Source organism: Candidatus Sodalis sp. SoCistrobi, assembly GCF_900143145.1.
Classification (GTDB): Bacteria; Pseudomonadota; Gammaproteobacteria; order Enterobacterales; family Enterobacteriaceae; genus SoCistrobi.
The window spans coordinates 1-9075 of record NZ_FRDB01000120.1; the positions used below are offsets into that span (position 1 = coordinate 1).

Consider the following 9075-nt stretch of genomic DNA (forward strand, 5'->3'; position numbering starts at 1 on the left):
GTCATATGCTGTTTAACCAGCGTCTGATATCGGCGGGTAAGGCGAGAGTCAATCCCGCCAACAGATAGGTTGAAATCATTCTGCAAAGTAATAACAGGTATCACGATAAATGTGTAGATACCTATGCATTATGGGCCTGGATTTTGCCGGGGAAATTGTCGAAGTCGGACGCGAAATAACTGAATGGCGCGTGGGCGATCGGGTCATGATCGATCCTTCCGACCGCAAAACCTTTGGCGGCGTCATCGGCGAAGCACGACATGGCGGTCTGGCGGAATATTGCGCGGTACCGGCTCATCACCTGGTGGCGCTGCCTGACGATGTCAGCTATGAAACCGCGGCCTGCCTGCCCGTGGCCTACGGCACGGCCTGGCGCATGATGATGACCATCGGCAAAATCAAGGCCGGCGAAAAGGTCCTGATTCTGGGCGCCTCAGGCGGCGTGGGAACCTGCTGCGTGCAATTGGCCAAACTGGCGGGGGCGGAAGTGGTCGCCGCCGCGTCGACCCCGGACAAGCTTGAGCGTCTGCAAGCGCTGGGGGCGGATCACCTGCTGAATTACAAACAAGACGACTTCATGAAGTGGGTGTTTACTCACTTCGGTAAGCCGCGTCGACGCCTTTACGAATCCGGTATGGATGTCGCAGTCAACTTCACCGGCGGCGATACCTGGGTAAAATCCCTGCGCACCCTGCACCGCGGCGGGCGCCTGCTGACCTGTGGCGCGACGGCCGGCTATGACCCAAAAGAAGACCCGCGTTTTGTCTGGAGTTATGAACTGCAAATACTGGGTTCCAACGGCTGGGCGCGTGACGATCTGACCCGCTTGCTGGAGCTGGTGCGCGCCGGCAAACTCAATCCCGTCATCGATAACACTTACGCCCTTACCGATATTAATGAAGCCTTCCGCCAGCTGGAAGATCGTCTGGTATTTGGCAAGGTGGTGGTAAAACCATGAATAATGATCACTCCCAGCAGCTCACCCGTGACGGTCTGGCGCAGATTTTTCAGCAGTCGCGTTTTATCAACGCCATGCAGCTTGAGATCCTGGAAATGGATTATGCAGCGTCACGTCTGGCGGTGCGCATGCCGCTGCGCCCGGAAATTGAACGTGGCGCGGTGGGATCGCAACAATTTCACGGTGGAGCGCTGGCCGCGCTCATCGATGTGGCGGGCGATTTCGCGCTCGGCATGCTCCTGGGCGGCGGCGTTCCCACCGTAAACCTGCATATCGATTATTTACGCCCTGCGGTAGGGGCTTATGTTGACGCCACCGCCACCGTACGTAAACAGGGGCGGTCATTCGCCATAATAGATATCGAGATTACCGCAGCCACCGGCAAACTGGTGGCTATTGGCCGTGGAACCTATGTTCCGGTGAAAGGATAATTCAGGAGTTGATGATGCCAACCGTATTTTCTACTGCAAAAATCGCGGCGTTAGCCGCCGTCGTCATAGGGATGATGTCGACGTCAGCCAATGCGGAATTAACCAAAGTCCGCAATGCCAATGTCACCGATATTACCCTTTCGCAGGCTCCCGTGATTGTCGCGCAGGAACTGGGTTATTTTAAAGATGAAGGACTGGACGTCGAGGTCATGGGCTTTAAAGGGACCGGCACGCTTATTCCGCAAATGCTGGCAAAACGCGTTGATATCGGTTATCCCAACCCGGATACCATCATTCTTTCCAACGCGCCTGGCCAAAAGCGCCTGCCGCTGAAATTTTTCTATAACTCCACCCGCAGCTCCGGCTGGGAATTTATCGTTCCCGCCGAGTCCCCCATCAAGACACTGAAAGATCTGGATGGTAAAACCCTGGGCGTAGGCGCAATGAGTTTTGGCAATGTGCCGATAACCAAAGCGGAATTCAAGGAATTGGGTATCAATGCCACTATGGTGCCGGTCGGTATCGGCAGCGCCGCATTTTTGGCGCTGACCAGCAAAAAAATCGACGCGCTAAACCTGTTCGATACCCAGCACGCCACCCTTGAAGTTCAGGGCACCAAAATTCGCCGGCTGCCGCAATTGCCGCGCTATGCCAACCTGTTCAGCAACGGTTTTATCGCCAGCGATGAGATGATAAAAGAAAAACCGCAAGTTCTGACGGGCTTCGGCCGCGCCGTTGCCAAGGCGACGGTGTTCTGTGAAGCCAACCGCGAAGCCTGCGTCGAGCTGTTCTGGAAAAAATACCCCGACCCCCGCCCCGGCGGCGATGCGCAAAAAGTCCTGGCCGACAATGTTCAGGTGTTTAATTCCCGCTTCAATAAAATGCTGGATTTCCCGGCGGGTCAACCGCGCCAGTGGGGGCAATATGACGAGAAAACCTGGCAGAACTTCGTCGATGCGCTTTATGACGGCGGACAGTTGCAGAGTAAAGAGATCAATCTCGCCAACTGTTACACCAACGCGTTAGTGCCGGCAATGTCCGATTTCGATGCCGCCGCGGTCGTGGCACAGGCGAAATCCTATAAAGTTGAATAAGCAATCAGGGGCCCTGCATGTCTGCGTCTCGTACCGTCTTTCGCGCTGAGAATTTACAGGTCACTTATCAGTCGTCCCGTGGCGCTACGCCGGCGCTGGATAACTTTAATACCACGCTGGCGCAGGGCGAATTCCTGTCAATTCTCGGCCCGTCGGGCTGTGGCAAGTCCACCCTGATGAAGGTTGCCGCGGGGCTTCTCACCCCCTCGGCAGGGATCGCCGAGCTTGACGGCACCCCCATTACCGGCCCGCGCCGTGACGTCGGAATTGTGTTTCAGCAGGCGACCTTGCTGCCGTGGCAAACGGTGCTGCAAAATGTCATGTTGCCGATACGTACGCTCGGCATGGATATCAAGCAGGGGGAACTTCGCGCCAGGGCGCTGCTGCGGCTGGTGGGGCTGGAGAAATTCGAGCGCCACTATCCCCATGAGCTTTCGGGGGGAATGCAACAGCGCGTGGGCATTGCCCGCGGCCTGATTCACGATCCAAGTTTGCTGCTGATGGATGAGCCCTTTGCCGCGCTGGATGCCTTATCCCGCGAGCATATGATGGTGGAATTGCAGCGCATCTGGATGGAGAACCGGAAAAGCGTCATTTTTATTACCCACTCCATCCCGGAAGCGGTCTTCCTTTCCACCAAAATCATCGTCCTGTCGCCGCGCCCGGCCAAAATCATTCGTGAAATTGATGTCGATTTGCCGCTGCCGCGCAATGAAGAGACGATGGCCAGTGCACGGTTTACTGCATTGTGCACGGAACTTCGCCATTTATTTTTTAAACAGCAACACTAGGCGAGCCCTATGAGTGAACGTATAAAATCAGTGCTGTATCCTCTTTTGCTGCTGATTGCCTTATTAGTGTTATGGCACGTGGCGGTGACCTATGGCGGCGTACCGAACTATATCCTGCCGCCGGTCGAGGGCGTCCTGGCCGCACTAAAACGGGGATATATTGATGGCGCCTACTGGGGCGATTTTACCTATACCCTGTCGTCTATGTTGATTGGCTATACCGTGGGCTGCGCACTGGCTTTTTGCGTCGGCGCGCTGTTTGCCGAAGTTCGCTGGGTGGAACGTCTGTTATATCCTTTTGTGCTCGGTCTGCAATCGATGCCGAAAGTCGCGCTCGCACCGCTGATTTTAGTGTGGTTTGGTTTCGGTCTGGGATCAAAAGCGGTCATGGTCGGCATGGTGTGTTTCTTCCCGATGTTTATCAATACCGCGATCGGTTTAAAGGCCACCGACCCGGCGCTTATCGATCTGATGCGCGCCTTCTCGGCCAGCCGCTGGCATATTCTGCTGCGGATCAAAATTCCTTCCGCCGCCGGCCACATTTTTGCCGCGTTACAAATTTCGGTGGTGCTGGGGCTGATTGGCGCGGTGGTGGCCGAATTCGTCTCTTCATCGCAGGGACTGGGTTATCTGATTAACGCGGCGACCACCACGCTCGATACCAGCACCATGTTTGCCTCGCTCATCAGCCTGGCGTTTCTGGGGATCGTCGCCAGCCAGATTATTCGTTTTTTGCACAAGAAGTTGGTGTTTTGGGATCAACAGGCAGGCAGCCAGTCTTTATCGGAATAGGCAAGCCGGTGCGTCCTGTTCCCCCGGCTCATGGGCGCGGGGGTCTCTTGATTGGCTTGGGGGGCAAAAGCCCCCGGCCAGCTCCGCCGTTTTGGCGGGCTGGCGATAATAGGTTTAAGTCTTATTGGCTACCGTTTATTGGCGGTTCTTTACCGTTATCACGGTGAAGCCGGTTCGTCACCGGCGGCAATAAATGACGCGTTCCATTACCGGGTTGCAAAATAAGCAGCGCCACGCCGGCGTCGGTATTGACCACGCCGGGGAAACGCATTTTACAGCGCCTGACACCATAAACTGTCAGGGGTATGACAGCGCCGCAAACGTTGTTCAACACAACGCTGCCTTGGCGCAGTTTGAGCAGAAATGAACGTCTTACGCAGGTTATCTCGTGATGAATAAAGGTGATGTAGAGGGTGCTTTGATGTGGCAAAACCTGGGGAAAATCATAGATGCAGACCACGCGAATAACGACCCGGCGCTGATTGACTGCGTCGATTTCGATAATCCACGAACTTATTCCTTTCGCGATATCGACACCTTAGCCGATGCCTGCGCGCGGGGTTTGGTCAAACGCGGGCTAACACAAGGCGATTGCGTGGCGATCCTAAGTATTAATCGCGCGGAATACCTTATCGCCTATTTAGGCATTATGCGCGCTGGCATGGTGGCGGTGCCGCTGAATTATAAACTGGCGACGGAAACCTTACATTTTATCCTCAAAGATTGTGACGCCAAATTCGCCCTGGTGGATGGCCCGCGTCAGCAGGATCTTGACCCCGCCACGCCGTCCGTCAGGCTGGATGCGGCCGAATGGTCGGCGTTTCTCGCCCCGGGCGCGTTTGCAACGGTGATCCCGCACCAAGAAACCTGCGCCATGATCCTGTATACCTCCGGCTCAACGGGCCGCCCCAAAGGGGTAAAACTTTCCCATCAGGGCCAGATTTGGACCTTAACCTCAAGGCTGCTGCACCGGCAAGATCTCAGCGCCGAACGCATGATTATCGCGGCGCCCATGTTCCATATGAACGCGCTGGGCAACTGTAAATTCGCCCTGGCCGGGCATGCCTGTATTGCTGCCTCATTTCCAGACCAAACAGTTCATCGCCGCCATCGATCGCCATCAGGTGACCTGGATTACCTCAGTCCCGACGATGATGGCCATGGTGGTCAGCGAAACCGAAGCCTTATCACGCAGCAAGACCGCACAGGTTAAATTCATCCGCATGGGCTCAGCCCCGGCAACGCAACAGCTTTACCATTCGGTACAAACGGCGTTCCCCAATGCCACCCTGGCCGGCGGTTACGGTACCACCGAAGCCGGCCCTATCGTTTTTGGACCGACCGGCGGTCGCAAGTTACCCAACGACGGCGGATTAGGCTGGCCGCTGCCGGATGTGGAAGTCCGCCTGGTGGATGACGATGGCGCCGACGCGAGCGAGGGGGTACTCTGGATGCGCACCCCCGCCAATATGATGGGCTATTTGAACCTGCCGGAAAAAACCGCGCAGGTGCTTACCGAGGACGGCTGGTATATCTCCGGCGATTTATTCCGCCGCGATGAGACCGGATGTTATTATTTTATTGGCCGCGCGGATGATATGTTTAATTGCGGGGGCGAAAACATTTGGCCCGGCGAGGTCGAGCAAGTGATTGAACAGATCCCGGAAATCATGCAGGCCTGTGTTGTCCCTATCAATGACAACGTTAAAGGGCAAAAACCCGTTGCTTTTGTGGTACGGCATCAGGGGAAACAGATCACCGAAGAGGATATTAAACGCTTCGTGCTGGCCCATGCGCCGGCCTACCAGCATCCTCGCCGTGTTTTCTTTTTGGATGCGCTGCCGCTGGCGGCAACCAATAAAATCGACCGTAAGCAGCTAATACAGAGAGCGGAAGCAAACGTGAAATAACGGGGTATTTCGGCTGCGTTGGCGCAGCCGAGCAAAACGCTTTTGGCGCACGAAGCATTAAGGGGTGCAACATCTATGCTTGATAAAACCGATCGTAAGATTTTATCTCTACTCCAAAGAGATTGCACACTGTCATTACAGAATTTAGCCGACGCGATCCACTTAACGTCCTCGCCGTGCTGGAAGCGTTTAAAAAGATTGGAAGATGAAGGAATAATCAAGAGCAAGGTCGCTCTATTGGATAATGAAAAGCTGGGTCTCAGCCTGACCGCGTTTATGATGGTGAAAACGCAGCAACATACTCAGGAATGGTACAGTCGCTTCGTCAGCCATGTGGAATCGATGCCTGAAGTGATGTCCTTTTACCGTCTCGCCGGTGAATACGACTATTTATTGCAGGTTTTGGTTTCCGATATGAAACATTACGATCTTTTTTATAAACGGCTGGTCGCGGGCGTACCGGGCTTGCTGGACGTGACGTCAACCTTCGCCATGGAAAACATCAAAAACACCACGGAACTGCCGCTCGATTTGACCATTGACAAGGAAGCGCCATAAGGCATAACGGCCTACCCAGGCCTTAATGCTACGGGTTGCCCAAGCAAACATTGTTGCACCGGTGCGTGCCTGTGAGTTTCAGCTAGCATCCTGATGAGAGACGGATCAGGCGCGTCACCCGCCCTTTTAATCCGGCTGACGAGCAGCTGAAAGCGCCGTCGACGAGGGGGCATCCTTTCTGGCGATGGTTTTAATTAACCAAAAACGTCACCGGATTGGGTGGGGTGACAGGGTTTAATGCTTTCAGCATCACATCCCTGGTGTGATTCAAATGTTCCGACAGGATGGCAATGGCGACATCGGCATTGCCATTCAGAATGGCTTCCAGCAATTCACTGTGATCGTTGTTCCGCTCCCCTTGCTCCGCGGCGACAGGTAACAGCACGCGCTGATAGATTGAAAACGCTTCCGCCAGCTGCTTTACCATCAAGAAAAGCCAATTGCTGCCGCAGTTCTCCATCATGATGAAGTTAAAATCTTCATGGCGGCTATGCCATTCAGGATTCAGCCGGTCAGGCGACTCAGGCAAGGTTTGCGGAGTATGAACGAGGCGGTGATGGGCGGCCAATAAACGTGCCTGCCATTCCACATCGCGGGTTTCAATCGACTTACGCACGGCGATACTTTCAAAGGTGATACGTTGTTCGGTCAAATCTATTAGTTCTGCCGCATTTAGGCTGCGTACGCTAAAGCCTTGCTGCGGCGCGACATCAACCAACAGCTCCCCCGCCAGCCGGCTTAAGGCTTCCCGAACGACATTCAGGCTTACCCCAAAGCGCTGGGCAAGCGCTGAGATCTTAAGCTTATGCCCGGGAACAAGCTGCCCTGTCAGGATCAATCCCCGCACGCGAGAATAGATAGTCTCGTTCAGCGATCTGCCCTCTTTTAGCGCTCTCATTGTGCTTCTCCAGTAAAAAATGCTATTTATCAGTAAGTTAAAACTTATCTCTCGGAGGTGCATCACATAATAGCATACAAGGGCCATAAAAGGACATTCATATGAAAAACCTATAATCACTCAAAAAATAGATTTTTTTACTTCAAAAAAGGTTTTTGTTGCGTATTATCAATTTCAACGCCAAACGAGTGTGTCGGGAGTGGATATGTCCTTATCGCTAAATACCTCAACGTTTACCTTCGAGGGGATGCAGGTCGGTTATTACACTGCGGGTAGCGGGAAGCCGTTAATGCTTATTCATGGTTCGGGTCCTGGCGCATCCAGCCTCGGCAATTGGAGCCGGGTTTTAGCGCCGCTGAGTCAGCATTACCAGATTTTTGCCATGGACCTGATAGGCTTTGGTATCAGCGATCGCAAGCCTGAAAAACCCTACTTCGATTTTGAGTTATGGATCCGCCAGGCCAAAGCCATGCTGGATCATATTGCCGCGCCCGCGATTGGCGTCATCGGACATTCTCTTTCTGCGGCTATTGCGCTCTCGCTCGCCTCTGCCGAGCAACGAATTGCCGCCGTATTAACGACCGGCGCCATCGGCGCACCCTTTATCGCCACCGAGGACACGCAGCGCATTTGGCGCTGCCCGCGCGATCGGGAAGAATTGATCGCCACACTGGCAACGCTTGTTTATGATAGGTCGATCATTGACGACGATTATATTCGTGCCAGAGAGCCTGTGGTGTTTGCCCAAGGCTACGCAGATTATTTCGACGCCATGTTTGCAGGAGAGCCCCAGCACTATGTGGAAAAAACGACGCTGGCTGAGGAATTGCTTTTGCGGATTCAGTGCCCGGTGACCTTACTCCACGGTCGCAATGATATTCCTTTTCCACACACTAGCTCTGAAATCTTATCAAAACAGATTGCGCATGCTGATTTACAGATATTAAGTGAATGCTCACATTCAGTGGCGTTTGAACGGACCGAGGCGTTTCTTAATGCTGCATATCAACTGTTTAAATAACGCCTGATGAAAATAAAAACATTATTGTCATCAAGGATTGGCACAACGATTCGGGTTGAATATTAGGCGTCATCGCTGCCAGACATATTCAAAGCCATTGAGACGTTGTTTTTATCACTCTGGATAATGAGAGGATACCGCTCGCTCTGGGAAATAACGACTGCGCTAAAGTAATTCATTTTTGATTTCAGAAACACCCGTCCTGCAAGGATGTTTTCTGCCCTAAGGTTTTATTAAATCGAGGAAATGATAATGAATTGGCAATCTGCTGTTAAAAGAAAATCTTCGTCGTTATTTTTAACCTGCTTTTTGGCCACGGCGACGTTATCCCTCTTGGCGCCCGCCACGGCAAATGAATAACCCCGAGTTTATTAGAGAGTAATTTTGGCAATACTACGCCGCTTCCTCTGATGCTAATTGCAAAGCGTAATAGTTCATTTCGGCTTCAGTAGGAGGGATGTAACCCAGCCGCCCGAGCAGCCTTCTGTTGTTGTACCAGTCCACCCAGTCCAGCGTGGCCAACTCCACTTCCGTCCGGTTTTTCCAGCTCCCGCGGTGGATAACCTCCGTTTTGTACAACCCGTTGATACTCTCTGCCATCGCATTATCGTAGGAGTCGCCG

At 53.4% G+C, this 9075-nt stretch carries 11 protein-coding genes and 1 pseudogene; 9 read left to right on the forward strand and 3 right to left on the reverse strand.

Going from position 1 to position 9075, the window contains the following annotated elements; translation table 11 throughout:
- Positions 1–109: 109 nt before the first annotated feature.
- The 5 genes from CINSTRO3249_RS09380 to CINSTRO3249_RS09400 all read left to right on the forward strand — a co-directional run bounded on the left by CINSTRO3249_RS09380 (position 110) and on the right by CINSTRO3249_RS09400 (position 4066).
- Positions 110–958, forward strand: a complete 849-nt coding sequence (locus tag CINSTRO3249_RS09380) for a zinc-binding dehydrogenase (protein ID WP_084790176.1) — start codon at positions 110–112, stop codon at positions 956–958.
- Entirely contained in the window at positions 955–1389 is a 435-nt protein-coding gene (locus CINSTRO3249_RS09385; protein WP_074013087.1) for a PaaI family thioesterase, read from the forward strand. Before CINSTRO3249_RS09380 ends, CINSTRO3249_RS09385 begins: the two co-directional genes overlap by 4 nt.
- Positions 1390–1460: 71 nt before the next feature.
- Positions 1461–2483, forward strand: a complete 1023-nt coding sequence (locus CINSTRO3249_RS09390; RefSeq protein ID WP_217265384.1) for an ABC transporter substrate-binding protein — start codon at positions 1461–1463, stop codon at positions 2481–2483.
- Positions 2484–2500: 17 nt separating this feature from the next.
- Entirely contained in the window at positions 2501–3274 is a 774-nt protein-coding gene (locus tag CINSTRO3249_RS09395; protein WP_074013089.1) for an ABC transporter ATP-binding protein, read from the forward strand.
- A gap of 9 nt (positions 3275–3283) precedes the next feature.
- The gene (locus tag CINSTRO3249_RS09400; RefSeq protein WP_074013090.1) at positions 3284–4066 is read left to right on the forward strand and encodes an ABC transporter permease; all 783 of its coding nucleotides are present in this window, start codon (positions 3284–3286) and stop codon (positions 4064–4066) included.
- A 121-nt stretch (positions 4067–4187) separates the two neighbouring features.
- Here CINSTRO3249_RS09400 and CINSTRO3249_RS17205 read toward each other — a convergent pair whose 3' ends face one another.
- The gene (locus CINSTRO3249_RS17205; protein ID WP_174249767.1) at positions 4188–4337 is read right to left on the reverse strand and encodes a hypothetical protein; all 150 of its coding nucleotides are present in this window, start codon (positions 4335–4337) and stop codon (positions 4188–4190) included.
- Between the two features lie 150 nt (positions 4338–4487).
- Between CINSTRO3249_RS17205 and CINSTRO3249_RS17630 the strand changes: the two are divergent.
- The 3 genes and pseudogenes from CINSTRO3249_RS17630 to CINSTRO3249_RS09410 all read left to right on the forward strand — a co-directional run.
- A pseudogene (locus tag CINSTRO3249_RS17630) lies at positions 4488–5490 on the forward strand (long-chain fatty acid--CoA ligase); the annotation flags it as partial.
- A gap of 174 nt (positions 5491–5664) precedes the next feature.
- Entirely contained in the window at positions 5665–5976 is a 312-nt protein-coding gene (locus CINSTRO3249_RS17635; protein WP_256381659.1) for an AMP-binding enzyme, read from the forward strand.
- Positions 5977–6051: 75 nt separating this feature from the next.
- Positions 6052–6534, forward strand: a complete 483-nt coding sequence (locus tag CINSTRO3249_RS09410) for an Lrp/AsnC family transcriptional regulator (protein WP_074013091.1) — start codon at positions 6052–6054, stop codon at positions 6532–6534.
- Positions 6535–6724: 190 nt separating this feature from the next.
- Here the strand turns inward: CINSTRO3249_RS09410 and CINSTRO3249_RS09415 are convergent, their stop codons facing one another.
- Positions 6725–7432 (reverse strand): GntR family transcriptional regulator, encoded by a 708-nt coding sequence (locus tag CINSTRO3249_RS09415; protein WP_074013092.1) that lies wholly within the window; start codon positions 7430–7432, stop codon positions 6725–6727.
- 205 nt (positions 7433–7637) lie between these two features.
- Between CINSTRO3249_RS09415 and CINSTRO3249_RS09420 the strand changes: the two genes are divergently transcribed.
- On the forward strand, positions 7638–8453 hold the full coding sequence (locus tag CINSTRO3249_RS09420) for an alpha/beta fold hydrolase (protein WP_074013093.1): 816 nt from the start codon (positions 7638–7640) through the stop codon (positions 8451–8453).
- Between the two features lie 393 nt (positions 8454–8846).
- On the opposite strand, the gene CINSTRO3249_RS09425 is transcribed toward CINSTRO3249_RS09420, so the two are convergent.
- A partial coding sequence (locus CINSTRO3249_RS09425; protein ID WP_143146879.1) for an integrase core domain-containing protein occupies positions 8847–9075 on the reverse strand: 229 nt, incomplete at its 5' end.

Excerpts from the sequence above, each read along its gene's own strand:
- CINSTRO3249_RS17635 (WP_256381659.1), top strand. The coding sequence starts at position 5,665 with ATGTTTAATTGCGGGGGCGAAAACATTTGGCCCGGCGAGGTCGAGCAA.
- CINSTRO3249_RS17205 (WP_174249767.1), bottom strand. The coding sequence starts at position 4,337 with ATGCGTTTCCCCGGCGTGGTCAATACCGACGCCGGCGTGGCGCTGCTT.
- CINSTRO3249_RS09390 (WP_217265384.1), top strand. The coding sequence starts at position 1,461 with ATGATGTCGACGTCAGCCAATGCGGAATTAACCAAAGTCCGCAATGCC.
- CINSTRO3249_RS09415 (WP_074013092.1), bottom strand. The coding sequence starts at position 7,432 with ATGAGAGCGCTAAAAGAGGGCAGATCGCTGAACGAGACTATCTATTCT.
- CINSTRO3249_RS09420 (WP_074013093.1), top strand. The coding sequence starts at position 7,638 with ATGTCCTTATCGCTAAATACCTCAACGTTTACCTTCGAGGGGATGCAG.
- CINSTRO3249_RS09400 (WP_074013090.1), top strand. The coding sequence starts at position 3,284 with ATGAGTGAACGTATAAAATCAGTGCTGTATCCTCTTTTGCTGCTGATT.
- CINSTRO3249_RS09380 (WP_084790176.1), top strand. The coding sequence starts at position 110 with ATGTGTAGATACCTATGCATTATGGGCCTGGATTTTGCCGGGGAAATT.
- CINSTRO3249_RS09395 (WP_074013089.1), top strand. The coding sequence starts at position 2,501 with ATGTCTGCGTCTCGTACCGTCTTTCGCGCTGAGAATTTACAGGTCACT.
- CINSTRO3249_RS09410 (WP_074013091.1), top strand. The coding sequence starts at position 6,052 with ATGCTTGATAAAACCGATCGTAAGATTTTATCTCTACTCCAAAGAGAT.
- CINSTRO3249_RS09385 (WP_074013087.1), top strand. The coding sequence starts at position 955 with ATGAATAATGATCACTCCCAGCAGCTCACCCGTGACGGTCTGGCGCAG.